The sequence below is a fragment of the Bacillus sp. FSL M8-0049 genome (genome assembly GCF_038593355.1).
GTDB lineage: Bacteria > Bacillota > Bacilli > Bacillales > Bacillaceae > Bacillus > Bacillus safensis.
Map to the genome: position 1 here is coordinate 2,400,316 of NZ_CP151986.1, position 24,042 is coordinate 2,424,357.

Annotated in this window: 25 protein-coding genes and 1 riboswitch; of the genes, 5 read left to right on the plus strand and 20 right to left on the minus strand. The window is 42.2% G+C overall.

Features of this window, described 5'->3' with window-relative positions; genetic code table 11:
- Nucleotides 1–72: 72 nt before the first annotated feature.
- The 8 genes from dtd to NSU13_RS12435 all read right to left on the minus strand — a co-directional run bounded on the left by dtd (nucleotide 73) and on the right by NSU13_RS12435 (nucleotide 9,522).
- A complete protein-coding gene (gene dtd, locus NSU13_RS12400) occupies nucleotides 73–516 on the minus strand; it encodes a D-aminoacyl-tRNA deacylase (RefSeq protein WP_034279904.1) in 444 nt (147 codons plus the stop codon).
- 18 nt (nucleotides 517–534) lie between these two features.
- On the minus strand, nucleotides 535–2,745 hold the full coding sequence (locus NSU13_RS12405; RefSeq protein ID WP_034279902.1) for a bifunctional (p)ppGpp synthetase/guanosine-3',5'-bis(diphosphate) 3'-pyrophosphohydrolase: 2,211 nt from the start codon (nucleotides 2,743–2,745) through the stop codon (nucleotides 535–537).
- 141 nt (nucleotides 2,746–2,886) lie between these two features.
- Nucleotides 2,887–3,399, minus strand: coding sequence for an adenine phosphoribosyltransferase (locus NSU13_RS12410; RefSeq protein WP_034279900.1), 513 nt, complete (start codon nucleotides 3,397–3,399; stop codon nucleotides 2,887–2,889).
- 23 nt (nucleotides 3,400–3,422) lie between these two features.
- On the minus strand, nucleotides 3,423–5,747 hold the full coding sequence (recJ, locus tag NSU13_RS12415) for a single-stranded-DNA-specific exonuclease RecJ (protein WP_342489538.1): 2,325 nt from the start codon (nucleotides 5,745–5,747) through the stop codon (nucleotides 3,423–3,425).
- Nucleotides 5,748–5,828: 81 nt separating this feature from the next.
- On the minus strand, nucleotides 5,829–6,179 hold the full coding sequence (locus tag NSU13_RS12420) for a lipopolysaccharide assembly protein LapA domain-containing protein (RefSeq protein WP_024423135.1): 351 nt from the start codon (nucleotides 6,177–6,179) through the stop codon (nucleotides 5,829–5,831).
- Between the two features lie 101 nt (nucleotides 6,180–6,280).
- Nucleotides 6,281–6,769, minus strand: coding sequence for a cation:proton antiporter regulatory subunit (locus tag NSU13_RS12425; protein ID WP_041115109.1), 489 nt, complete (start codon nucleotides 6,767–6,769; stop codon nucleotides 6,281–6,283).
- A 186-nt stretch (nucleotides 6,770–6,955) separates the two neighbouring features.
- Entirely contained in the window at nucleotides 6,956–9,184 is a 2,229-nt protein-coding gene (secDF, locus tag NSU13_RS12430; RefSeq protein WP_034279892.1) for a protein translocase subunit SecDF, read from the minus strand.
- A 41-nt stretch (nucleotides 9,185–9,225) separates the two neighbouring features.
- Nucleotides 9,226–9,522 carry a post-transcriptional regulator gene (locus NSU13_RS12435; protein ID WP_003216788.1) on the minus strand — a complete coding sequence of 99 codons (297 nt, stop codon included), beginning with the start codon at nucleotides 9,520–9,522 and terminating at the stop codon, nucleotides 9,226–9,228.
- Between the two features lie 116 nt (nucleotides 9,523–9,638).
- On the opposite strand from NSU13_RS12435, the gene spoVB reads away from it, so the two are divergent.
- Nucleotides 9,639–11,189, plus strand: a complete 1,551-nt coding sequence (gene spoVB / locus NSU13_RS12440) for a stage V sporulation protein B (protein ID WP_046311918.1) — start codon at nucleotides 9,639–9,641, stop codon at nucleotides 11,187–11,189.
- Nucleotide 11,190: 1 nt separating this feature from the next.
- Here spoVB and NSU13_RS12445 read toward each other — a convergent pair whose 3' ends face one another.
- Nucleotides 11,191–11,853 (minus strand): DUF421 domain-containing protein, encoded by a 663-nt coding sequence (locus NSU13_RS12445; protein ID WP_034279889.1) that lies wholly within the window; start codon nucleotides 11,851–11,853, stop codon nucleotides 11,191–11,193.
- A gap of 152 nt (nucleotides 11,854–12,005) precedes the next feature.
- On the opposite strand from NSU13_RS12445, the gene NSU13_RS12450 reads away from it, so the two are divergent.
- Nucleotides 12,006–12,383: a TIGR04086 family membrane protein gene (locus NSU13_RS12450; protein WP_034279887.1), complete on the plus strand. Its 378-nt coding sequence runs from the start codon at nucleotides 12,006–12,008 to the stop codon at nucleotides 12,381–12,383.
- A 49-nt stretch (nucleotides 12,384–12,432) separates the two neighbouring features.
- Here the strand turns inward: NSU13_RS12450 and yajC are convergent, their stop codons facing one another.
- From yajC to NSU13_RS12485, 7 genes are all read right to left on the minus strand, one after another.
- Nucleotides 12,433–12,699: a preprotein translocase subunit YajC gene (gene yajC, locus NSU13_RS12455; RefSeq protein WP_008360993.1), complete on the minus strand. Its 267-nt coding sequence runs from the start codon at nucleotides 12,697–12,699 to the stop codon at nucleotides 12,433–12,435.
- Between the two features lie 47 nt (nucleotides 12,700–12,746).
- Nucleotides 12,747–13,892 (minus strand): tRNA guanosine(34) transglycosylase Tgt, encoded by a 1,146-nt coding sequence (gene tgt, locus NSU13_RS12460; protein WP_024423141.1) that lies wholly within the window; start codon nucleotides 13,890–13,892, stop codon nucleotides 12,747–12,749.
- A gap of 31 nt (nucleotides 13,893–13,923) precedes the next feature.
- The gene (queA, locus tag NSU13_RS12465) at nucleotides 13,924–14,952 is read right to left on the minus strand and encodes a tRNA preQ1(34) S-adenosylmethionine ribosyltransferase-isomerase QueA (RefSeq protein WP_034279883.1); all 1,029 of its coding nucleotides are present in this window, start codon (nucleotides 14,950–14,952) and stop codon (nucleotides 13,924–13,926) included.
- A 34-nt stretch (nucleotides 14,953–14,986) separates the two neighbouring features.
- Entirely contained in the window at nucleotides 14,987–15,187 is a 201-nt protein-coding gene (locus NSU13_RS12470) for a DUF2905 domain-containing protein (RefSeq protein ID WP_012010741.1), read from the minus strand.
- Entirely contained in the window at nucleotides 15,180–16,184 is a 1,005-nt protein-coding gene (gene ruvB / locus NSU13_RS12475) for a Holliday junction branch migration DNA helicase RuvB (protein WP_024423143.1), read from the minus strand. The genes NSU13_RS12470 and ruvB overlap by 8 nt, the downstream gene beginning before the upstream one ends.
- An 11-nt stretch (nucleotides 16,185–16,195) precedes the next feature.
- A complete protein-coding gene (gene ruvA / locus NSU13_RS12480; protein ID WP_024423144.1) occupies nucleotides 16,196–16,801 on the minus strand; it encodes a Holliday junction branch migration protein RuvA in 606 nt (201 codons plus the stop codon).
- A gap of 148 nt (nucleotides 16,802–16,949) precedes the next feature.
- The gene (locus tag NSU13_RS12485; protein ID WP_046312308.1) at nucleotides 16,950–17,450 is read right to left on the minus strand and encodes an intercompartmental signaling factor BofC; all 501 of its coding nucleotides are present in this window, start codon (nucleotides 17,448–17,450) and stop codon (nucleotides 16,950–16,952) included.
- 239 nt (nucleotides 17,451–17,689) lie between these two features.
- On the opposite strand from NSU13_RS12485, the gene NSU13_RS12490 reads away from it, so the two are divergent.
- Nucleotides 17,690–18,334 (plus strand): protein kinase family protein, encoded by a 645-nt coding sequence (locus NSU13_RS12490; RefSeq protein WP_342489539.1) that lies wholly within the window; start codon nucleotides 17,690–17,692, stop codon nucleotides 18,332–18,334.
- Nucleotides 18,335–18,366: 32 nt separating this feature from the next.
- Here the strand turns inward: NSU13_RS12490 and NSU13_RS12495 are convergent, their stop codons facing one another.
- A complete protein-coding gene (locus NSU13_RS12495) occupies nucleotides 18,367–18,549 on the minus strand; it encodes a hypothetical protein (RefSeq protein WP_008342761.1) in 183 nt (60 codons plus the stop codon).
- A gap of 192 nt (nucleotides 18,550–18,741) precedes the next feature.
- On the opposite strand from NSU13_RS12495, the gene NSU13_RS12500 reads away from it, so the two are divergent.
- Nucleotides 18,742–18,888 carry a hypothetical protein gene (locus tag NSU13_RS12500; RefSeq protein ID WP_326136203.1) on the plus strand — a complete coding sequence of 49 codons (147 nt, stop codon included), beginning with the start codon at nucleotides 18,742–18,744 and terminating at the stop codon, nucleotides 18,886–18,888.
- Nucleotides 18,889–18,924: 36 nt separating this feature from the next.
- Here the strand turns inward: NSU13_RS12500 and thiC are convergent, their stop codons facing one another.
- Nucleotides 18,925–20,685, minus strand: coding sequence for a phosphomethylpyrimidine synthase ThiC (gene thiC / locus NSU13_RS12505; protein WP_342489540.1), 1,761 nt, complete (start codon nucleotides 20,683–20,685; stop codon nucleotides 18,925–18,927).
- Between the two features lie 126 nt (nucleotides 20,686–20,811).
- A riboswitch (TPP riboswitch) is annotated at nucleotides 20,812–20,920 on the minus strand.
- 235 nt (nucleotides 20,921–21,155) lie between these two features.
- Between thiC and NSU13_RS12510 the strand changes: the two genes are divergently transcribed.
- Nucleotides 21,156–21,788: a LysE family transporter gene (locus NSU13_RS12510; protein ID WP_034279872.1), complete on the plus strand. Its 633-nt coding sequence runs from the start codon at nucleotides 21,156–21,158 to the stop codon at nucleotides 21,786–21,788.
- A 45-nt stretch (nucleotides 21,789–21,833) separates the two neighbouring features.
- Here the strand turns inward: NSU13_RS12510 and NSU13_RS12515 are convergent, their stop codons facing one another.
- Together NSU13_RS12515 and safA are read right to left on the minus strand one after the other, a co-directional pair.
- Nucleotides 21,834–22,451 (minus strand): YhcN/YlaJ family sporulation lipoprotein, encoded by a 618-nt coding sequence (locus tag NSU13_RS12515; RefSeq protein ID WP_034279869.1) that lies wholly within the window; start codon nucleotides 22,449–22,451, stop codon nucleotides 21,834–21,836.
- A gap of 133 nt (nucleotides 22,452–22,584) precedes the next feature.
- On the minus strand, nucleotides 22,585–23,913 hold the full coding sequence (gene safA / locus NSU13_RS12520; protein ID WP_342489541.1) for a SafA/ExsA family spore coat assembly protein: 1,329 nt from the start codon (nucleotides 23,911–23,913) through the stop codon (nucleotides 22,585–22,587).
- Between the last annotated feature and the right edge of the window lie 129 nt (nucleotides 23,914–24,042).

The following is a 24,042-nucleotide window of genomic DNA, read 5'->3' on the forward strand; positions in this document are numbered from 1 at the left end:
TTTTGTTTATCCGCAAAAGAAAAAGACTCTAAACAAACTCCCGCATGAGTTCATCTACAGTCTAAAGAGAATCTATTCTTTGCTGTCCATCAAGATCGTGACTGGTCCTGAATTGGTCAATGTCACGTCCATCATCGCACCAAAACGGCCAGTTTCCACATGGATGCCTTTTTCTCTAAGGGTTTTATTGAAACATTCATAAAGCGAGTTGGCTGCATCCGGCTTGGCGGCTTTCATAAAATTCGGCCGTCTGCCCTTTCTCGTATCACCATATAGGGTAAATTGTGATACAGACAGAACGCTTCCTTTTATGTCCAATAATGAACGATTCATTTTCCCATTTTCATCTTCAAAAATACGTAAATGTGCAAGCTTTTCAGCTAAGTAAAGCACATCTTCTTCTGTATCTTCGTGTGTGACACCAACAAGCACCATATATCCTTCGTTGATGGCACCTGTGATCTCTTCTTCTACCTTCACAGATGCATTTGTCACACGCTGCACAACAAGCCTCATAGACGATATACTTCCTTTCTAATTCATGAATCGGCGAACAGAGTAAATGTCTTTGATTTGTTTAATGCGTTCGACCACTTTGTGCAAGTGATTAATATTTTGGATAAAGATCGCCATATGGATCGTCGCCACTTTGTTACGATCAGACTTCCCAGAAACAGAGGAGATGTTCGTTTTGGTTTCGTTGACTGCTTGTAGCACCTCATTGAGTAAGCCGCGTCTATCATATCCTAATATTTCAATTTCTACATTGTATTCTTTACGGTTTTGAGCAGGCTGCTCATGCTCCCACTCAACAGGAATTAACCGCTCCTGCGCTTCTCCTGTCTTCACGTTCGGACAGTCGTCGCGGTGAACAGATACACCTCGGCCCTTCGTAATAAAACCGACAATGCTATCGCCAGGAACAGGATTACAGCACTTAGATAAGCGGACAAGCAGGTTATCAATTCCTTTGACCCTTACGCCAGCTTCCCGTTTTTTCCCGTGATACGTCTTTGGCTCCACCGTCACTTCTTGAACGGTTTTCTCTTGCTCTTCTTGATCTCTTTGTTTTCTTTCTTTTTCCGTTAAACGATTGGCGACCTGCAGTGCAGTAATGCCGTTATATCCAACTGCTGCATACATGTCCTCTTCGTTTGAAAAATTAAATTTGTCAGCCACTTTTTGCAGGTTTTCAGCGGTCAAAATGTCTTTGACATCAAACTCAAGGTTTTTGATCTCTTTCTCCACGAGCTCTCGGCCTTTTTCGACATTTTCTTCACGGCGCTGTTTTTTGAAAAACTGTCTGATCTTGTGCTTCGCTTGGGAAGTTTGGGCAAGCTTGACCCAATCCTGACTTGGCCCGTAGCTGTGCTTTGATGTCAGAATTTCAATAATGTCACCTGTTTTTAGTTTGTGATCGAGTGTGACCATCTTGCCATTGACCTTGGCACCGATCGTTTTATTCCCAATTTCCGAGTGAATCCGGTAAGAGAAATCAATCGGAACTGAGCCCGACGGCAGTTCAATGACGTCTCCTTTTGGAGTAAACACAAACACCATATCAGAGAAAAGATCAATCTTTAACGACTCCATAAATTCTTCTGCATCTGTGGATTCGTTTTGAAATTCAAGAATTTCTCTAAACCAAGAGAGCTTCTTCTGGAAGACCGCTTCTTCCGTTGATTCTGCTGACTCTTTACCTTCTTTGTATGCCCAGTGTGCCGCAATCCCGTATTCTGCGATTTCATGCATTTCCACTGTACGGATCTGAACTTCAAGCGGATCGCCTTTTGGTCCAATCACCGTTGTATGAAGAGACTGGTACATGTTCGGCTTTGGCATCGCGATATAATCCTTAAACCTGCCTGGCATCGGCTTCCAGCATGTATGGATAATCCCGAGCACAGCATAACAGTCTTTAATGCTGTCAACCAAAATACGAACGGCAAGCAGATCATAAATTTCATTAAACTGCTTATTTTGCAAGACCATTTTGCGATAAATGCTATAAATATGTTTTGGTCTGCCGGAAAATTCAGCCTTGATGTTTACCTCAGACACGCGGTCTTTCACTTCATTGACAACCTCGTCCAAGTATTCCTCACGTTCCGCTCGTTTGCGCTTCATCAGATTCACAATCCGGTAATATTGCTGCGGATTTAAATAGCGGAGTGCTGTATCTTCAAGCTCCCACTTAATCTTTGAAATCCCTAATCTGTGCGCAAGCGGTGCAAAGATTTCAAGTGTTTCATTTGAAATTCTCCGCTGCTTTTCCTGCGGAAGATGCTTGAGCGTTCTCATATTATGAAGACGGTCTGCCAGCTTAATCAAGATTACGCGGATATCCTGCGCCATTGCAACAAACATTTTTCGATGGTTTTCGGCCTGCTGTTCTTCTTGTGATTTATATTTAATCTTCCCGAGCTTTGTGACACCATCAACAAGCATTGCTACTTCCTCGTTAAAATGCTCTTTTAAATCCTGTAATGTCACATCTGTATCCTCAACTACATCGTGCAGGAAACCGCCTGCAATGGTTGATGGGTCCATTTCAAGATCAACAAGAATACCCGCCACTTGAATTGGATGGATAATATAGGGCTCACCAGATTTCCGGTATTGCTCCTTGTGTGCATTTTCAGCATATTCATATGCTCGCTCTATAAATTGAATATGTTCAGCGGACAGGTATTCTCTTGCCTTGTCAATGACCTGCTGCGCCGTTAAAACTTGTTCGTTCGCCATGGAATCACCTTTTTAAATGAAAACTGTATTGTAGTTTATTATCAAGAAAAATTCGATAGATGTAAAGAGAAGAAGTCCGCTAAAAGATTTTTGATAGGAAAAAAGCACCCTTCTTACTGAGTGCTTTTTACGAAAACTCCATTAGTATTGCATTAACGTCATGATGTCGTAGCCGTCAAGCTTCTTTCTGCCGTCCAGATACGTCAGTTCAATCAAAAATGCAATCCCTGCCACAACGCCGCCTAATTCCTCTACAAGCTTAATGGACGCTTCAATTGTTCCACCAGTCGCAAGTAAGTCATCTGTAATCAGGACACGCTGACCAGGACGAATCGCATCTTTATGAATCGTTAATACATCTTTACCATATTCCAAGCCGTAATCGACTTTAACGACTTCACGAGGAAGCTTTCCTTCTTTACGAACCGGTGCAAAACCTACACCAAGTGCGTATGCTACAGGGCAGCCAATAATGAATCCACGCGCTTCAGGTCCAACAATGAGATCAATGTCTCTTTCCTTCGCGTAATCAACGATTTGATCCGTTGCATAACGGTACACTTCGCCTTTATCCATTAACGTTGTAATATCTTTAAATTGTACACCTTCCTTTGGGTAGTCAGGTACAACTGTCACATATTGTTTTAAATCCATCTTTTCCTTTTCCTCCTCGTACGTCAAAGCACAGGTGAGACTTCGCTCATCATGCTATTCAGCCATTCCTTCAGCTCTTTAGCTGAGGAATATGTTAGTGTTTGATCGAGTTCCATCAATCGTTGTTTTGCTGTATAGGATGCTGATGCCGTTAAATCTTTTTTAGGGGCATCAAGTACTATTGACAGCACACCATTCTCTATTTTAACAAAACCGAGTTCAAAAAACACCTTTGTCATAAAAATGATTGTATCTTTTGTCCAGCCTCTATGTTTGGCAAGGTCCATTCCTTGTTCTTTGATAGGAAAACTTCCCCGTTTAAACAAGAACCCATAAAACCATTTGAATTGGTCACGGCTTGGGAAAGAGGACATAAAATGATCTTCTTTTCTTTGAAAAACCGTATAAATTCTGGCAGGCTTTTGATTTTCTAAAAGCTGCTTCAGCAATTGCTCATCTGCGGGAACATCCGCAAAGACCACATATTTGCCCTGTACATCAAACGTTGATACATTTTCTGCATGAACATGATGAATGGGGATATCGACGTCCTGTTTTGTTGCTTCATCAAAACAGACAACCAAAGATTTTTCTGAATCAAGCGTCGAAACTTTCTTCTCCCAATCCTTTTTCCCGCGCAGATCAAACAGCTGCCATTCATCAACTCGTGCATCTTTTAGCATCAGCTGGGGCTTCTTCCGGTTATTCCATTCATTGACGGACATTTCTCCAATCACGGAAATGCGGCTTCCTGGAACAATTTCTTCTTTTAATTTCCCTTGGTGAAAACCGACACAGTCAAGCAGCTTGTCTTCGTCTTTCAGAGACATTTTAATATGGTTGTGATTTGCCCCAATCGTTCGGATATCTTCAAGCTTCGCATCTTCAATCATAATGAACGGTTTTGGGTTTGACATACCAAATGGTGACAGCATCCCCGCTTCCTCAATCGCTTCAACCGTCAATTCGTCTACCTTGCATACTGCATCGACCCGCTGTATTGGAATAAAATCTTCTTCCGTCAATGTTTCATTTGCATATTGATTTAATCTTTCCCTTAGTAAAGCGACATCATCCGATCGAAGTGTCATCCCTGCTGCCATCGGGTGCCCGCCGAAATGCGGCAGGATGTCGCGGCATTTGCTTAGATGGAAAAACAGATCGAAGCCAGGAATACTCCGGGCTGATCCTTTTGCCATTTGCGTCTCTTCATCTATTCCAAGCACAATCGCCGGACGAGAAAAAGTATCCGTCAATTTAGAGGCAACAATTCCGACAACGCCCGGATTCCAGCCAGCTTTCGCTACAACGATCGCAGACTGGTCATCACCTGCCTCTTCCACCATTTGAATGGCTTCTTCTGTGATCGTACTGACAATCTTTTGTCGTTCTTTATTCAGTTCCTGTACAAAACGAGCGAGCTCTTCTGCTTCATCCTTATCCTCAGTCATCAGAAGATGAACGGCAGGATCTGCCTGTTCAATTCGTCCTACAGCATTCAGCCTTGGCGCAATTTGAAAGCCGACCGTTTCCTCATTGGCTTCTTCTAGAGTGGCTCCCGCTTCTTTCAATAACGCTTTCAGCCCCGGTCTATTCGACTGCCGAAGCTGCACAAGGCCTTTTTTGGCGAGCCATCTATTCTCATCATGAAGCGGTACAAGATCCGCGATTGTCCCGATTGCTGCAAGATCTAACAGCTGAACTGGCAGCTTCCCAAGCAGTGCATGCGCCACTTTAAACGCTACGCCTACACCAGCAAGTTCTTTAAAGGGATACTCACAGCCAGGCTGCTTAGGATGGACAATAGCAAGTGCCTCAGGCAGCTCCTCACTTGGTTCATGGTGATCTGTAATGATTAGGTCTAACCCTATTTCTTTTGCAATATGTGCTTCATTTACAGCAGCAATGCCTGTATCGACCGTGATGACAAGCGATGCTCCTTGCTCCTTGATATATCGAAATGCCTGTTCATTAGGCCCATAGCCTTCTTTAAATCGATCTGGAATATAAAAGTCTACTATCGCAGACCGCTCTTTTAATGTATGTAAAAGTACAGACGTACTTGTCACACCATCTGCATCATAGTCTCCGAAGATCACAATCGATTCCTGCTCTTCGATCGCTTTGTTGATGCGCTCTACTGCTTCTTTCATTCCTTTTAATAGAAATGGATCATGAAATTCGGCTTTTTGATCAAATAAAAAAGACCTCGCCTCTTCTACTTCTTCAAGTCCTCTTTTTACGAGAAGCGATGCAGTCAGCGCTGAAATATTCAGATTTTCAGAGAGTGATTTCACTTTTTCTTCGCTTGGATGTTCATATTCCCAGCGCATTTTGGATAATAACATAAATTCACCCCTCAACCACACTATTATACTAGAGTGGAATGAGGGGTTTCAATTTTTATTTTATGAAATTGTGCTGGAAGATTATTTTTCCTTCCGGTCAAATGATGCTGGCTGTTCTTTTAAAGGCGTGACATGAGATTTTTTTTGAAGATCTTTGTCTGCCTTTTTCGTCGAAGCAGCAGGTGCAGCGGCTGCACGCTCAGCTTTTAATGCTTTTAGTTCACGTTTCAGTTTCACAATTTGGAAGATTCCTGCAAATGCCACAATCAGCCCGCCCATTAAAACTGAACCGATAATGACAAGGATCAGGGGCCATTCAGCCGTTCCAAATAAGTAGTGTACCTCGACAGGCCGTACATTAATCACGGCAAATACTGAGACAATTAATACGAAAATAAATGCGAGTATGATGGTCCATTGTTGTTTGTTCATCTACATATCCCCCAAGCTTTTTCTTTTATTCTTCCCTTTTCGCTGCCTTTTTTAAACACCGAAAGAAAGCAGTGGAAGAAAACCTATCAGCATGGGCATCATCAGCTGCTGAGTTTTTCTTTAATCAGATTCTTTAATTCTTTTCTTTCTCCAGAAATGACAAGGGTATCCCCTTCTTCGATAATGGTATCTGGTCCTGGATTTAAAATCTTCTCATGTGATTTTCTCACAATGGCGATGACTGTTACTTGATAGTTTTGGCGAACATTGAGGTCACCGATGCTTCTTTGAACAGCTGGTGCATTCTTTTCAATTTTAAACCATTCAATCACCAGTTCATCAATTGCTACCTCTACGGTTTCAAGCGCTTTCGGCTTATAGACCATGCCGCCTAAAATAGCCGCAATTTGTCTTGCTTCTTCATCGTTTAGCAGGATGCCAGAAATCGTTTCTTCATGGTCGTCCTCCTGAAAATGATACATTTCTCTTCTGCCGTCATCATGTGTAATGATGGCAAGCTTCTCATTATTTCTTGTGATCATTTCGGCTTTATGACCGATACCTGGCAGTTCAGTTTCCCGAACCTTCATAACAGCCCCTCCAATGAATAAAGCCAAATGCCTAAACAGACACTTGCTTTCTATACTGGTCTAAACGTAAGTCATTATAGCAAAAGACCATTTTAAGATCAATGAAACCCGAAATGTTTTTTCAAATCATCTTATTTTCAGAAAAACCGATAGAAAAAGACTGCCGAAAAAGGCAGTCTTTCTAGATTAAATATCTTGATCTGTATCAATCTTAGCTGGTTTTTTCAGCTCTCGGCCTTTCCACATCAGCCAAATTTGTGCCGCGATATAAAGGGATGAGTACACCCCTGTTAATAAGCCGACAAGTAAGGCGATGGAGAAGTTTGTAATCGACGCTGATCCGAAGATAAGCAGTGCGACAACAACGACAAGTACAGTCAGCACCGTGTTGACAGATCGCGTAAAGGTTTGCTGTAAGCTTAAGTTCACAATGTACGATAGATCTTCAATGGTTTTCGGTTTACGTTTCTTCATTTGCTCACGAACCCTGTCGAAGGTAACGATCGTGTCGTTGATCGAGTACCCAATGACCGTGAGGATCGCGGCAATGAAGGTGACATCCACCTCTAAGCGCGTGATACTAAAGAAGGCGACAATAAAGAATGCATCGTACAGCAGTGAGATAATCGCCGCAATCGCCATCTTATACTCAAAACGGACGGATACATATAAAATGATCCCAATGGAAGCAATGATGACGGCATACAGCGCATTACGGGCAAGTTCTTTTCCGACAGTCGGTGATACTGTACTTACGTTCGGCTCAGTGCCGTATTTATCTTTGAAGTAATCCTTCACTTCAGCGATTTTTTCTTTGTTCGGCACCCCGACAAATCGAGCAGCTGCCTGATTTTCTTTTTGCCCCGACAGCACAACACTGTCTGCTTCAAGACCAAGCTTTTTAAAGTCTTGCTCTACTTGTGCAGTTGTCAGCTTGTGATCGCTTTGAACATCAATTCTCGTTCCACTAGCAAAGTCAATACCAGCATTGAGCTTGAAGATCGAAAGGACGATGATTCCCGCAATAGTAACAGCTATGGAGAAAATCATAAAGCCTTTACGTTTGCTGACGAAATCCCATTTATCAAATGGCGTTTTCGGTTCGGTATTTTCTGTTGTTTCGTGGATACTCATGATGTCTTTTTTGCGGACACCAAACCAGCCTTTTTTGCGGTCGAGCGCACGGCTTTCTACAAGCAGTCCAAGAAGGAATCTTGATAGGAATACAGCCGTGATAAAGCTTGTTAAAATCGAGAGGATGAGCATTGTTGCAAATCCTTTTACAGAGCTTGTCCCGAAGAAGAACAGCACTCCGCCGGCAATAATACTTGTTAAGTTTGCATCAAAGATGGTCGCAAATGATCTGCGGTTCCCTGATCTGAAAGCAGAACGGACAGATTTGCCGAGCTTCAGCTCTTCTTTGATCCGTTCATAAGTAATAATGTTGGCATCAACAGCCATCCCTACCCCTAGAATAAGTGCGGCAATTCCAGGCAGTGTCATGACCGCGCCCATCCAGTCAAACACTTGCAGCGTAATGTAGATATAGGCTGATAGTGTGATGACAGCTATAAGACCAGGTAATCGGTAATAAAGCAGCATGAATAAGAAGATAAATGCGATTCCTACTATTCCTGCGAACACTGTTTCGTTCAGTGCTTGTTCACCAAACTGTGCACTCACAGATGTGGAATATTTTTCTGTTAATTTTACTGGCAATGCCCCGGCATTTAAAATACTTGCGAGGTCTTTTGCCTCTTGGACAGTAAATTTCCCTTCAATTTGTACGTCACTGCTGTTAATCTCTTGATTCACATTTGGTGCAGATACATACTTGTGGTTTGATTTTGAGACTTCTTTTTTGAAGGAATCTCCTTTGTGATAATCAAGCCAAATGACAAGCTGGTTATTCGGCGCCATCGCTGCTACTTTTCTTGTGACGTCACCAAATTTTTTCGCATCCTTTAGTTTAACCGTCACAATTGGCTCATTCGTTTGACTGAATGTTTGTTTTGCACTGTTTTCGACTAGGTCAGCCCCGTTAAGAAGTTCTTTATCATTCGTATCTCTGAAGGATAGCTGTGCTTCAGTGGAAAGAATCTCCCTAGCTCTGTTTTGATCTTTTACCCCTGCTAGTTGCACACGGATACGATTATTGCCTTCAATCGAGATGTTCGGCTCACTTACACCTAGCACATTGGCTCTTCGGTTTAAAGCCTCCACTGTACTAACGAGAACACTATTTGTGATCTTGTCCTCTTTTTTCACTGGATGTACATCATACAGGACTTCAAATCCACCCTGTAAATCCAGCCCTAGCGTCATATCTTTCGCAACAGGCTTTGTCAGTAAGCCCACGCCAGTTCCGATTAACAGAACCACTAAGAAAAACGCAAGAATGCGCCCTTTTTTCATTATGTATTTCCTCCTTAAACACCTGAATCCATTAAGATGGCTTATTTCAACAGTTCATCAAGCATATTCTTGCCATCTTCACTGTCCAAAAAAGCAGACGTTTTAAACGACTGAACGGTTGCATAGTTCATAAATTCGCCTATTTTCACAGATAAAATATCTGCAACCATTTCATGAATCGGATACTCTTGTTTTTTCTTCCACTTCTTATTCTCTAAGTATGACCATAATTCCTCTAAATCTACATCTTTATAGCCCAAAACGATGAATTCTTCAAGCTTACTGAACAGAAAAGGCTTTAAATGGTCTTTGTATATAGCAGCTGGGTGTTGTGTCATTGCGTAGCTCCCCCTTTTCAGTTTTTTATCGAGAGACTTGTCATGCTTGGACGATATACACGCATATCTTATTGTATATGATTCTATGTCGTTTGAGAAGGCAGGTGATCTGTGATTTGACGAAGCAAACGTTTTTAAAGGGGACCATTATTTTAATTTTAGCAGGTTTTATCACGAGAATATTGGGTTTTGTCAATCGAATTGTCATTGCGAGGTTCATTGGCGAAGAAGGGGTCGGGCTTTATATGATGGCTGCACCTACCTTTTTTCTCGCCGTGACGCTCACACAATTCGGACTGCCTGTCGCCATTAGTAAGCTTGTCGCAGAAGCAGAAGCCCGGGGTGACAAACAGAAAACAAAACGTATTCTGGTCATGTCCCTTGCGATAACAGGAACACTCAGCCTGATATTCACGCCGCTCTTTTTATGGTTTGCGCCCATCATGGCAGAAAATATGCTGACTGATCCTAGAACGGTCTATCCACTGCTTGCCATTACACCCGTCGTACCAGTCATCGCCATTTCCAGTGTGTTAAGAGGCTATTTCCAGGGCAGACAGCAGATGAGCCCGCTTGCGATGTCTCAAGTTCTAGAGCAGGTCGCAAGAATTTCACTAGTGGCAGTATGTACAACGGCTTTCCTTCCTTACGGGATTGAATATGCGGCAGCAGGTGCGATGATTTCATCTGTGATTGGAGAGATGATTTCACTTGCTTACTTACTGATCGCCTTCCGCTATAAAAAGACGATTCGTATTCGAAAACGATTTTTTAAGGCGATTCATGACGGGAAGGACACGTTTAAACAGCTGATGAGCATTGCCCTGCCAACAACAGGCAGCCGTTTTATCGGGAATATTTCGTGGTTTTTAGAGCCGATTGTTGTCGCGCAAAGTCTTGCCATTGCTGGTTATGCAGCTGTAGAGGCGACAAGGCAGTACGGGGAGTTGACTGGTCTTGCCCTGACCCTTTTGACACTGCCTAGTTTTATTACGTATTCACTCTCCACTGCATTAGTTCCGGCGATCAGTGAAGGAATGGAGCAGAACAAACGTAAAACGGTCGAATACCGGCTGAAGCAGGCGATGCGCCTTTGTTTACTCAGCGGAGGCATTTCATGTATTATTCTTTTCGTTTACGCAGAAGATTTAACACTCTTTATGTATGGTTCATCGCACGCGGCCATTTATGTGAAATTCATGGCGCCATTTTTCCTTCTTTATTATTTTCAAGGGCCCCTTCAAGCCGTGCTTCAAGCACTCAATTTAGCTGGTGCGGCGATGACCAACAGCCTGATAGGTGCAATTGTGAAAACAGGGATGATTTTTGTCCTTGCTTCCCAGCCTGGCTTTGGCATTATGGGCGCAGCACTTGCGATCTTAATCGGCATCATCCTTGTCACGCTGCTCCATGCGGCAACTGTCGGAAAGGTGCTGCCTATTCATTTACCATTAAAGGAATATGGACTATGCGTCCTTGTGATTATCGGTACAGGGGCTGTCAGCCTTTGGCTGAAATCTCAAGTAGACGGACTCTTTTCTGCTCCTATTGAACTTGTGACACTCATTTTTGTTACGTGCACGCTCTATGTCATTCTATTAATCTGCCTAGGGCTAGTGAAACGAGAAGAGCTGCGCCGCATCCCGTTCATTGGGAAGCTGTTTTAGCTCATCTCTTTTTGATCACTTCATCTTTCAAATCAATATAAAATGTTTTTTGATTAAAGCTGCAGTAAGAGATTTGATCGATATCATGATAGCCTCTTTTAGCAAGCTCATCTTTCAGCCACTGTTCATTTTGATTGATTTGCTTAAGGTGGTCATGCTGCACGACACCGTCCGCAACAAGTGGAAGCTCAAGCGCTGCATGTTTGCGCTTGTTTTCTTTTTCGACAACGGCGAGCTTTCCAGACGGCTCTAAAATGGCGTAAGAGACATCCTGAATGCTGTCGATGTTATTTTCTCTTAATTGAATGAGAAGGTCATCAAAATTGTATCGCTGTTTTCTCATTGCACCCTCGTCTATTTTCCCATTGATGATGAGCAGGGCCGGTTTGCCGTCAAGAAAGCGCCGGACGCCTTGGAATTTCAGTGAGAGGTAAGCAAGTGTGATTTGAATGAAGGTTAACAGCAGGATTGGCCATACCGTATGTAACATGTGATCCTCTACTTCTTCTATGGCGAGAACCGCAATTTCTGCGATCATCATAAAAATGACTAAATCTAAAATGCTCAGCTCGCCAATTTCCCTTTTGCCCATTAAGCGAAATATAAACCAAATAAGAAAATATAAAATGATGGTTCTCATGGAAATGATCAAGATATCCTGCATGTGATGGAAACCCTCCTTCTCCAACATAGCTTGTGTCAAAACACTTTATTTATGTAGAAAAGAAACGTCTGAAACATGTCTAATTTTTCTTCACTGTGAATACATTTTAGTAAAAGACAAGCTTCGTTCAATTGGAGAGGAGACGAATCTACATGCAGGAAACGAAACATATTGGAAAAGGCATTTTATCCGGCTTAATTGCCATTTTTGTCGTGATGGTTGTCACAAGTTTACTTGTGTCGCTCATGCTTACATTCACAAGTATGCAGGAAACATCATTTAAATGGATGATTATGATTTTGTCCTTTGCTGCCCTTTTATTAGGAGGCATCATTTCTGGAGGGAAAGCAAAGGAGCGTGGCTGGCTGATTGGTGCGGTCACGTCTATCATTTTTTCCCTCACTGTATTTCTATTTCAATATTTGGGATTTGGAAAAACGTTTTCACCAGAGCAGTTTATCTATCATGGAGCATTTTTAGGCATTTGTATGCTGGGGGGAATGATTGGTGTCAATCTTCGAGGCAAATAAAAAAAGAGCGGTTATATCGCTCTTTTTTTTATGGCTATGTATCAGAGGATTAGCCTTTGTCAGCTAATTCTCTAATAGCACGACGATCGAAAGTTAAACGGTTGTTTTCGCTTGTTTTGATGACCACTTTTGATTCATCAATTGAGTCGATTTCACCGTGTAAACCACCGATTGTGACGATTTTATCGCCTTTTGATAAAGATTGCTGCATCTGACGCACAGCTTTCTGTTGCTTTTGCTGTGGACGGATTAACAAGAAGTAAAGCACAGCAAACATGACAACAATCATAATGATTGAACCCATACCACCATCCATTCTATTTCACCCCTTTCTAAAGCATTGTAAAGCCTTTCGTTTATGCGTTAAAAGTTTTTCGCATTCGGTTTGTTAAAGCCGTAACGCTCAAAAAACTCTTCTTTAAAATCACCTAAACGATCCTCACGGATAGCTTCTCTCACTTGCTCCATTAATTTTAACAGAAAATGAAGATTATGATAAGTTGTTAATCGAATTCCGAACGTTTCATTTGTTCTGATGAGATGTCTAATATAGGCGCGTGTATAGTTTTTACATGTATAGCAGTCACAGTTTTCATCGATTGGTCTAAAGTCACGCTCATATTTTGCATTTTTCACAACAAGACGGCCTTCACTTGTCATCAAGGTGCCGTTTCTTGCAATTCGCGTCGGCAGTACGCAGTCAAACATATCTACACCGCGAATGGCGCCGTCAATTAAGGAGTCTGGTGAGCCGACACCCATTAGGTACCTCGGCTTGTCTGCCGGTAAAAATGGTGTTGTGAACTCTAGTACACGATTCATCACATCTTTTGGTTCCCCTACAGATAAGCCTCCGATGGCGTAACCTGGGAAATCAAGTGAAACAAGGTCTTTTGCACTTTGTTTTCGAAGCTCTTCGTATTCTCCGCCTTGGACAATCCCAAACAGCCCTTGATCTTCAGGACGCTGGTGCGCTGTTAGACATCGCTCTGCCCATCTGCTTGTCCGCTCCACAGAACGTTTCATATAATCGTACTCTGCAGGATACGGCGGGCATTCATCAAATGCCATCATAATATCAGAGCCAAGTGCATTTTGGATGTCCATGGCTTTTTCAGGAGATAGGAACAGCTTGTCTCCGTTTAAATGATTACGGAAGTGAACGCCTTCTTCTTCAATTTTTCTAAATTCACTCAATGAAAAAACTTGGAATCCGCCTGAATCTGTTAGGATTGCTCGATCCCAGTTCATAAATTTGTGCAGACCGCCTGCTTCCTTTACGATATCGTGACCTGGACGGAGCCATAGGTGGTACGTATTGCTTAAGATGATGCCTGCATCCATAGCCTTTAATTCTTCAGGCGCCATTGTTTTGACTGTAGCCAGTGTACCTACTGGCATAAATACAGGTGTTTCAAAGGAGCCGTGCGGTGTATGAACGCGGCCAAGACGTGCACCTGTCTGTTTGCATGATTTAATGAACTCATAACGTATCGGTAATTGCGACAAAAATGAGCCCTCCTGTCTTTGTTGTATGATGTTATTGAATCAGCATGGCATCGCCAAAGCTGAAGAATCGGTATTCCTCTTTAACAGCCTCATTGTACGCTTTAAGTACGTGCTCTCGTCCAGCTAATGCGCTGACAAGCATAATTAACGAGGATTTTGGCAGATGGAAATTCGTGATCATGCCGTCAATTGCCTTGAATGTGTAGCCAGGGTAAATAAAGATCGACGTCCAGCCGCTTGAGGCTTTGAACTCACCATCATGTGCACTTGCAATGGTTTCAAGCGTTCTTGTTGACGTTGTGCCGACTGAAATAATCCGCCCGCCTTCCTTGCGAATGCGGTTAAGCTCATCAGCTGTTTCTTCATTCATTTCATAAAACTCTGCGTGCATTTCGTGTTCTTCAATACGTTCTGCACTTACCGGACGAAATGTGCCAAGCCCTACGTGCAGCGTAATGAAAGCAATGTGTACACCTTTCGCTTTCAGCGCATCCAGCAGCTCGGTTGTAAAGTGGAGACCGGCAGTTGGCGCAGCAGCGGAGCCAACCTCTTTTGAATAAACGGTTTGATAGCGTTCACGGTCGTCAAGCTGCTCTTTAATATATGGAGGCAGCGGCATTTCACCAAGGGATTCAAGCACTTCATAAAAAATGCCTGTATATTGAAACTCGACTTTTCTTCCGCCATGTTCCATTTCCTCTGTGCATACTGCTTTGAGCCGTCCATCACCAAACGTGATAACCGTCCCTTTTTTCACCCGTTTGGCTGGTTTGACAAGTGTTTCCCAGTTGTCTCCCTCTTCTTGTTTCAATAGAAGCAGCTCTACTTTGGCACCTGTATCCTCTTTCATACCAAACAGACGTGCAGGCAGAACGCGCGTATTGTTTAGAACGAGACAATCACCCTTTTGAAAATAATTGATGATTTGTGAGAATGTATCATGTGTAATCGCACCCGTTTGTTTGTTTAAGACCATCAGTCTTGATGCATCTCTTTTTTCAAGCGGCACTTGTGCAATCAATCTTTCTGGTAAATCAAAATCAAATAGTTCTAGCTTCATTTCCTTCACCTATTCTGTAGTTAACTAGTTAACGTTATTTCATCCGTCCAAAGATATTAAGTAATATGGTTAGTACGATGCTAATGACAATGCATGTAATGACAGGAAAAAAGAACGTTACATTTCCTTTTTTCACAAAAATATCACCTGGAAGCTTACCAACCAATTGAAATACTAATCCTGCGGCAAAAAGGACACCACCTAAAATCATTAATATTTTAGGGAATTCAGTCACGAATCGGAACCTCCATTTGAAAATGTTCATACGCTTCTCTTGTGACGACCCGCCCTCTTGGTGTTCTTTGCAGGAAACCAATTTGCAGTAAGTACGGTTCGTACACATCTTCAATCGTATGTGATTCTTCTCCAATTGTCGCTGAGATCGTATCAAGCCCAACAGGACCGCCTCTAAATTTTTCGATCATACTTAAAAGCAGCTTATGGTCTATATGATCAAGGCCAAGCCTGTCGACTTGAAGACGCTCTAGGGCATCTTCCGCAATATCCTGCGTAATGGCATGATTCCCAAGCACCTGCGCAAAATCTCTTACTCTTCTGAGCAAACGATTGGCAACCCTCGGTGTTCCCCGGGAACGTCTCGCAATCTCTTCAGCAGAGCGAATATCGATCCCAATCTCAAACAGCTCGGCTGTTCTTGCCACAATGTGAGCCAAATCTCTTTGTTCATAGTATTCCAATCTTGCATGTACCCCAAACCTGTCACGAAGCGGTGCTGTTAACAGCCCGACACGGGTTGTTGCACCTACAAGCGTAAATGGCGGTAAATCAAGCCGCACAGAGCGTGCTGTATCTCCTTTTCCAATGACAATATCTAAACAAAAGTCCTCCATTGCTGGGTACAGCACTTCTTCAATTGAACGCTGCAAGCGGTGAATTTCATCAATAAACAATACATCACCTGGCTCAAGAGATGTTAAGATGGCCGCCAAATCACCAGGACGTTCAATCGCTGGTCCTGACGTTGTACGCAGCTGAACATTCATTTCATTGGCAATGATCGACGCAAGCGTTGTTTTCCCAAGTCCAGGAGGTCCATATAAAAGGACGTGATCAAGCGTTTCCTGCCTCATGCGGGCAGCTTCAATAAATACGCTGAGGTTATCCTTTACTTTTTGCTGACCGATATATTGGCTAAGTGTCTGTGGCCGCAGACTTTGCTCAATGGCTGATTCATGGTTGTCTGCTTCAGTTGAGACGAGCCGTTCATCCATGAGACATCACCCTATTTCAACATTTTTTGTAAAGCTTTTTTCACATATTGATCGGTTGTGAGATTCTTTTCTTCTTTTAATAATGGAAGAACCTTTTTGATTTCACGATCACCGTATCCAAGGACACTTAAGGCTTCAAGCGCTTCATCTAATGCAGTTTGCTGCGTTTCGACCTGAATGTGGTCCTCGTGATTAAATAAGTTGCCAATCATTTCTGGTACCACATCTGCAAGTTTGCCTTTTAGATCCAGAATGATTTGGCGTGCTGTTTTTTTGCCCACACCAGGGAATTTAATCAGGAACGCTTCATCTTCACGTTCTATCGCTGAAATGACAGCGCCAGGATCCCCGGAAGCAAGAATGGCGAGTGCGCCCTTTGGCCCAATTCCTGTGACATTTAACAGTTTTGTGAACAGCGCTTTTTCTTCTCGTGTTTGAAAACCGTATAACGAAAAGGCGTCTTCCTTTATGTAATGATACGTATAAATCGTTTCTTGTTTATTTACTCGATAGATAAACGGGTTTGGGGTATAGACTTGATATCCCACTCCGCCGTTTTCAATGACAACATATTGCGGGCACACATAATCAATGGTCCCTTTTACAAACTCTATCACCGTTTTCACCTCTTTGACTGTTCTTCATTGTAACATAAATCGAAGAGAAAACCGCAATAAAAGTTAACATACGTTCGCTCAGTACATTTTTATGATGAAACCACGAAAAACAGCTTGTGGCCTTCACACCAGCAAGCTGTTACACGCTTTAAAACGATACTTCATTTCGATAAGGCTTCATGACTTCAAGCACATGCTCAAATTCATCCTTTGTTCGAAAAGGAATGCCTTGCTCAAGCTGCTTTTCCACATGACTTTCTAAACGGGACGTATCAATTTGAAAAAAGAGATGAATAGGCTCCGCCCAGCCGTCAGGCCTTCCATGAAACGTAGAGATCACACCGTCCTCTGATAATCCGATATATCCATTTGCTTTACTTAATGGAGAGATATCATCAATTTGCTTTCTAAAAAGGGCAAAATCCTCTTTTTGTTCTACGAGCGTCCAGCCTTTATACTGCGCCCAGAATGTGTCTTTGTCTTCTAATGATGCCCGGTGTCTTTCAATACTCACATCGCCGTCTAGATAGACTTTTTCAAGCTGGACGGTAATAGAGTTTGACTGCTTTTGCAAGTGTTCTTTCCCTTCCATATCCGCAGCAAAAAAAAGCACACTTGTCATGATAAGTCCTGTAACGAAACATTTCATCTTCACTTTCACTATTTACACCTCTTTAGAACATGAGATCGATGCATGACATATGTAGTTTGACCCATTTTTCTAAACATTAACCAAATCGATCATTCAAATGTATGGTAAGAGTCTTTCGTTGTATCCTTCATTCGTAAATGTTATGTTTTATACAATCCATTGCTTTATCGAATGACACGGTTTTTTCATCATTCGTTTTTCAGCCGCATAAACTGAAACCAAAGAAGGTGAAGTCAATGTCAGATGTCAAAAGATTAGCCGAATCGATTCAATATCATGAAGAGAAACGTTTTCATAAGCTTGCCTATAAACCGGCAGAGCTTGAACTGTGCGGCAAAGGAAGAAGTGCCTATGTCTTTTTATACAAAAAAGACGGCAAGAAAATGGCACTAAAAGTTTTTTTCCCTTCTTATCAGCATATTGCCCGCAAAGAGGCTGCCATTTACGAAAAACTTTCTGGTTCGTCTTACTACCCTGAGATTTATGAGTCTGGGGAACAGTATATTTTAATGGAATATATTAAAGGCTACACATTCTATGAATGCCTTACAAAAGGAATTCCTATTAAAAAACAAATGATTGAACAAGTCGATGATGCGCTGGAGGAAGCGCGCGAGAAAGGATTGAATCCTTCTGATATTCATCTGCGCAATTTGATCTTAACAAAAGAAGGACGGATCAGGGTCATTGACGTTGCCAGATTCACGCAAACGAAAGCATGTCATCAATGGGATGATTTAAAAGCCGCTTATGCCTATTACCAAAAACCTTTTTTCCCTAAAAAAGCACCGCGTCTGTGGCTTGAAGTCATTGCCTATTTGTATAAAAAGAACTGGCTGTCCCGCGGGCAGCTTAATAATCGAAATGATTTTTCTGCATAATGAAAGCCGCTCTCTTTGAGCGGCTTTCTGCGTTATTCTGTTTCTACATGGATACTATTGACGTTTAATAGGTTAATGATTTCATTATTCAGCTTAAACCAATGATTGGCTTCTTCAATTTTTTTATACACATCATAGGTAGCTGGACGTTTGAGCTCGAAATCAAGCACTTCCCCATTGTTCATATGAAATGTTACCTTAAATACTTTCATCATAAAGATCACCTTCCACTCTTCTTGTTCGCTGGTCAAATAGATCAGCTCTTTTCATTCATTCTCTATTCAACTCGTTTCCCCTCCTTGTTTCCATTCAAACCCAAGAAGTTTAAATTTTGTTTAAATTCACACAACATATCTATCTCTCAGATCTGCAAAGAAGTATATTGATTAAAAAGGAGGCTGCCCTTAATGAAGCAGAAAAAGAAACGAACATCTCCCGTAAAACAAACAGTCTTTTTTCATTTAACAGATGCTCTCATTCCAAGTGTGGACATGCTGGCATATGCAGCAAAGGCATTTTTTCACCTTTTAAGAAAAGCCTTCTCAGCCGTTTGATAAAACCCCGCACAGCATGCGTGCGAGGTTCTTTTTTTAGGGCTGATAAATTTGACTTCCCTGACTGACAAACTCCTTCGCCTTCTTTTCCATCTCTCTTTTCACTTCTTCAGATTGATTGCGGATATCATGAGAAATTTTCATACTGCAAAACTTCGGTCCGCACATCGAGCAAAAGTGAGCGGTTTTAGCGCCTTCGGCAGGCAATGTTTCATCATGGAACGCCAAGGCTCTTTCTGGATCAAGTGACAGGTTGAATTGGTCCCGCCATCTAAATTCAAACCTCGCTTTCGATAAAGCATCATCGCGCTTTTGAGCAGCAGGATGTCCTTTTGCTAGATCAGCGGCATGTGCGGCAATTTTATAGGCGATCACGCCTTCTCTCACATCTTCTTTGTTCGGCAGACCTAAATGCTCTTTAGGTGTTACATAGCACAGCATGGCTGTTCCGTACCAGCCGATCATGGCCGCACCGATTGCGGATGTAATGTGATCATACCCCGGCGCGATATCTGTTGTAAGAGGCCCTAACGTATAAAATGGTGCTTCCTTGCAAATGTCCATTTGCTTGTCCACATTCTCTTTGATTTTATCCATTGGGACATGTCCGGGCCCTTCAATCATCACCTGCACATCATGTTTCCAAGCGATCTCTGTTAATTCACCTAACGTTTCCAGCTCTGCAAACTGCGCCTCATCATTCGCATCAGCAATCGAGCCTGGTCTAAGTCCATCTCCAAGTGAAAAGGCGATATCATATTTTTTCATAATTTCACAAATGTCTTCGAAGTGAGTGTAGAGGAAATTCTCTTGATGATGAGCAAGACACCATCTTGCCATAATTGCACCGCCTCTTGAAACAATTCCAGTCACCCGATCGACTGTAAGCGGAATATATCTTAACAGCACGCCCGCATGAATTGTGAAATAATCTACACCTTGTTCTGCTTGTTCAATTAATGTGTCCCTGTACACGTCCCACGTCAAATCTTCTGCGACTCCATTCACTTTTTCAAGGGCCTGATAGATAGGAACGGTTCCTACTGGGACTGGGCAATTCCGAATGATCCATTCTCTCGTTGTATGAATATCCTTTCCAGTAGACAGATCCATCATTGTATCTGCCCCCCATCTGATCGCCCATGTCATTTTTTCAACCTCTTCATCAATGGATGACGTGACAGCTGAATTACCAATATTCGCATTGATTTTGACATGAAAATTCCTTCCGATAATCATTGGTTCACTTTCTGGATGGTTAATATTCGAAGGAATGACGGCTCTTCCGCTCGCTACTTCCTCTCTAACGAACTCAGGGCTTAGCTCTTCTCTTATTGCGATAAACTCCATTTCAGGCGTAATGATGCCTTTTTTGGCATAATGCATTTGCGTCACGCGCGCTCCTTGTTTCGCGCGGAGCGGCTTATGATGAAAATCAGTTTGGACAGAATGGAAGGACCCCTTCTCCCTTGAACGATATCCGTTATCTTCCGGTTTTACATGACGCCCTTCATAGCTTTCTGTATCTCCTCTTTCTTCAATCCATGCTGCCCTAAGACGCTTTAATCCCTTTGTGACGTCAATATGAACGTTCTCATCAGTGTACGGTCCACTCGTATCGTATACACGGACTGGTTCATTTTTTATGCCGCCCGCCTCTGTCACAGTATGTGAGAGCGCAATCTCTCTTTTCGGCACTAAGATATCGGGCCTTGATCCTTTCTCATACACCTTTCGGCTGCCGTCAAAGCTGGATAATAATGATTGGTTGGATGGGACACTTTTCTTTTCCTTCATTTGCTGTTCTCTCCTTTTCTTCTTGTCACCGGACAGGATGGAATCAGCACCAGCAAAAAACCAGGCTCTATTGAAAGAACCTGGTTTCGTCGTCAGAAATAAACATGCATATCATTGATAGGATACATGCATCATCTTCAACTTCCCCACGCTGGTACGAGCCAGATCAGGTCCAAAGGGTTAAGAAGCTTATGCTACTCTCTCAGCCCATTTACGGGCACCCCTAGTCACTTTTATTGATTTCCACATCAGTGTAGCATAGAGACATCATGAAAAAAAGAGAATTCAGGAAAATAGTTCCTTTCCCCTACAAGCTTTATGGATTATATTGATATACAGATTTCTATACATGATCTGTCTCTCTCATTTCAATTAAATCTGAAATAATCGTTGATCCTTTTCTCCTATTATGTATAATTAATCTAAACGGAGAATTTTTATACAATTTATTCAAAGGAAGTTCTAGTCGATTGCAAACATTTCTCACATTTATCGTCGTAGGATTCTCAATTGCTCTGCCTGTTGGAGCAATCACGGTTGAAATGACAAAACAGGGACTCAAAAACGGATTCTTTCATGGTTTAACTGTCGGAGCAGGCGGTATGACCATAGACTTATTACTTATCTTGACTTTATATGCTGGATTTGCTCAGTTTTTATCTCTGCCGTTTGTTCAAATCCCGCTCTGGCTGATCGGAGCTGTATTTTTAATGATTCTCGCATACGACTCCATTAAACACGCGGATCAAGATATCCATTTAGCAGGAGAAAAGGTCAATAAATCATTCGCAAAAACATATCGAAACGGCTTGCTCGTGGCGGTATCTCCTGGAAATCTTGTGTTCTGGGTTTCTGTTTTTGGTGCTGTACTTGCGGATGCGTATACAAAAACAGATTCATCTGAATTTATGCTGGCTGCCGGCGGTATCTTGGCAGGGATTTTCCTTCATGACATCGGTCTTCTCACACTTGTATCGTTAACAAGAAAAGTGATGAATCGGACGATGATCAAGTGGACATCCATTATTGCTGGTATTTTATTACTAGGGTTTGGCTGTTATTTCTTTTACGAATTTTATATAGGCATCAAGGTTTATTTTTAAGAAAAGGCTAAAGTTCGTGATGAACTTTAGCCTTTTTGTGTCAAACTATCGGGTCATGCCTGTTTGGCCTGTTTCAAATTGCGTTCTTCTCATGTCTCTAAAGCGAGTGAATGCACCTTCATCTTTTATGACTTGGACTGCTCTTCCATCCGCATAACGAGTCGCTGCTTCTTCTACTTGTGATACGCCTTCTGACGTCAGGCGGCCATCTGATTTAATGGCAATATACACATTCTCATCCGTCACCATGACTTGAGAGTCTGCCACGTGATTCATTTTATTGACGCGGTTGGCAATTTTTCTTGAACGCTGAATGTTCTCTTGTTTATCATAGCCTGAGAACGACATTTGGTTATGATAATTCATATCTCCATGACTGTAGCGTCCATCTCCACCTGTGAGAGGCATTCGATCATCCGTTTGAGGACGTGTACGGTAATCAACATTTGTTGTATTTCTCCCGTTCATTCCCTCCATAAGTTCAGAAACTGGTCCTTGATGATCTTGGTTGTTGTCTTCCGCTCGTTGATTTGAATGATAACCAACCGGCTGGCCTGATTGATTATGACGTGTATCGACACCTGCGTTATTATTTGCACCACATGCCGTTAAACCAATAGGAAGAAGCACTAATGCGATTGTTTTTTGCCATTTTTGTCTCAAACGAAAAACCCCCTGTACAAATTCAATCTCATGAGCGCGAAACAGGCTCTGTTTTAGCATGTACAGTTAGGAAAAAAATCAAGCTGTCAGTTATAAACAAAAAAAGGAACGATTGAGATCGTTCCTTCTGTCATTAATCTTCTTCCTCTTCCTCCGGCCTTGCAAAAACGGATTGACCTGGATATGGCTGCATATAAGGCTGAGCTGGATAAGCCCCCATTTGGCCATAAGGAACAGGATTCGGATCATGTCCTGGCCAAGGCTGATGATGCTTCATGCCATCATCGCATCCGCAGTCTCCCTTTCCATATGCTGGATTTGAAACATTTGGATAAAATCCTTGATTTGCGTTGGCATTTGCGTTGGCGTTTGAATGCATATGGTGATGCCAGTGATGTCCGTCGTTTGCATGGTGCTCATGATTCTCTCCGTAGTAAGCTGGCGCTTGATACGCAGGATAATACGGATGAGCCGGGTATGGATATGGCATCATATGATGATGATAATATGGCTGGATTGGATAACATAGGCCTGATCCCGGTAAAATTGGCGATGCCGGCACCATTTGCTGCGGATATGGATACATCGCCGGCATGTAATGACCATAACCAAAATAAGGATCATATGGTTCATGATGATGGTGCTGATGATGATGCTCGTTATTTTCAGCCACTCCCCCTACCGCTGCCCCTCCCATATTTGGCATTTGCGGGAAGTTAGGAAGGTTCGGATAATTGCCATGCTCCATGTCTTTTCCCTCCTCTTTTTGATGCGGAATATGAATAAACGGATCATACCCCTTCGCCACTTCTTCTTTTAGATGACCTTTATTTTCATGATGAAAATGGTCCTTGTTATCTTTATGTTCCTTATTTTCATGATGAAAATGGTCCTTGTTATCTTTATGTTCCTTATTTTCATGATGAAAATGATCCTTGTTATCTTTATGTTCCTTATTTTCATGATGAAAATGATCCTTGTTATCTTTATGGTCTTTATTTTCGTGATGAAAATGATCCTTGTGATCCTTTTTGTGATGAACGTGATCTTTTTTCTCATGATGATCTTTTTTGGGAGGAGGCGTGAATGGCTGGTAGAGATTGGTCTGATAATAGTTCACATCGACTTGCGGAAAAACTGGCTGCTCGATCTTTGGCACTGGCGGTACATATGGTACCGGTTCATTTGGCTTTTCCTTCGGTTTCGTATCTTGCACTTGCACAACATCTTTTGGCTTTTCTTTCACATACGGATGTTCTTTCGTTTTTGGCATTTCTTTTGCTTTGTGATGATCTGTTTTCACAGGAACACCACTAGATGGAATTTTAATCTTCATACCCGGCATGATCAAATCAGGATTACTGAGCTGTGAATTTAGTTTTTTCAATTCTTGAAAGTCGACTCCGTATTTCTTTGAAATTTTCCAAAGGGAGTCTCCTTTTTGCACAATATGAATTTTCAACGTTTTCCCCTCCTATGCAAAACGTGAACGTAACGGTTATGTCAGAAGTACAATATGTTTCAACATAAATTTATGCCTATTTACAAGCCGATATGATAAAAACTTGTTTTCTGATAGGAGGGGCTGATT

What these genes read in the sequence shown, in the direction of transcription:
- NSU13_RS12495 (WP_008342761.1), bottom strand. Translation starts at nt 18,549, where the DNA reads ATGATGAAAGTATTTAAGGTAACATTTCATATGAACAATGGGGAAGTG.
- NSU13_RS12420 (WP_024423135.1), bottom strand. Translation starts at nt 6,179, where the DNA reads ATGAACAAACAACAATGGACCATCATACTCGCATTTATTTTCGTATTA.
- NSU13_RS12405 (WP_034279902.1), bottom strand. Translation starts at nt 2,745, where the DNA reads ATGGCGAACGAACAAGTTTTAACGGCGCAGCAGGTCATTGACAAGGCA.
- NSU13_RS12500 (WP_326136203.1), top strand. Translation starts at nt 18,742, where the DNA reads ATGAAGCAGAAAAAGAAACGAACATCTCCCGTAAAACAAACAGTCTTT.
- NSU13_RS12445 (WP_034279889.1), bottom strand. Translation starts at nt 11,853, where the DNA reads ATGCAGGATATCTTGATCATTTCCATGAGAACCATCATTTTATATTTT.
- ruvB (WP_024423143.1), bottom strand. Translation starts at nt 16,184, where the DNA reads ATGGATGAACGGCTCGTCTCAACTGAAGCAGACAACCATGAATCAGCC.
- recJ (WP_342489538.1), bottom strand. Translation starts at nt 5,747, where the DNA reads ATGTTATTATCCAAAATGCGCTGGGAATATGAACATCCAAGCGAAGAA.
- NSU13_RS12450 (WP_034279887.1), top strand. Translation starts at nt 12,006, where the DNA reads ATGCAGGAAACGAAACATATTGGAAAAGGCATTTTATCCGGCTTAATT.
- NSU13_RS12425 (WP_041115109.1), bottom strand. Translation starts at nt 6,769, where the DNA reads ATGAAGGTTCGGGAAACTGAACTGCCAGGTATCGGTCATAAAGCCGAA.
- secDF (WP_034279892.1), bottom strand. Translation starts at nt 9,184, where the DNA reads ATGAAAAAAGGGCGCATTCTTGCGTTTTTCTTAGTGGTTCTGTTAATC.
- NSU13_RS12490 (WP_342489539.1), top strand. Translation starts at nt 17,690, where the DNA reads ATGTCAGATGTCAAAAGATTAGCCGAATCGATTCAATATCATGAAGAG.
- thiC (WP_342489540.1), bottom strand. Translation starts at nt 20,685, where the DNA reads ATGAAGGAAAAGAAAAGTGTCCCATCCAACCAATCATTATTATCCAGC.
- queA (WP_034279883.1), bottom strand. Translation starts at nt 14,952, where the DNA reads ATGAAGCTAGAACTATTTGATTTTGATTTACCAGAAAGATTGATTGCA.
- dtd (WP_034279904.1), bottom strand. Translation starts at nt 516, where the DNA reads ATGAGGCTTGTTGTGCAGCGTGTGACAAATGCATCTGTGAAGGTAGAA.
- yajC (WP_008360993.1), bottom strand. Translation starts at nt 12,699, where the DNA reads ATGGATGGTGGTATGGGTTCAATCATTATGATTGTTGTCATGTTTGCT.
- NSU13_RS12485 (WP_046312308.1), bottom strand. Translation starts at nt 17,450, where the DNA reads ATGAAATGTTTCGTTACAGGACTTATCATGACAAGTGTGCTTTTTTTT.
- NSU13_RS12435 (WP_003216788.1), bottom strand. Translation starts at nt 9,522, where the DNA reads ATGACACAACACCCAGCTGCTATATACAAAGACCATTTAAAGCCTTTT.
- NSU13_RS12410 (WP_034279900.1), bottom strand. Translation starts at nt 3,399, where the DNA reads ATGGATTTAAAACAATATGTGACAGTTGTACCTGACTACCCAAAGGAA.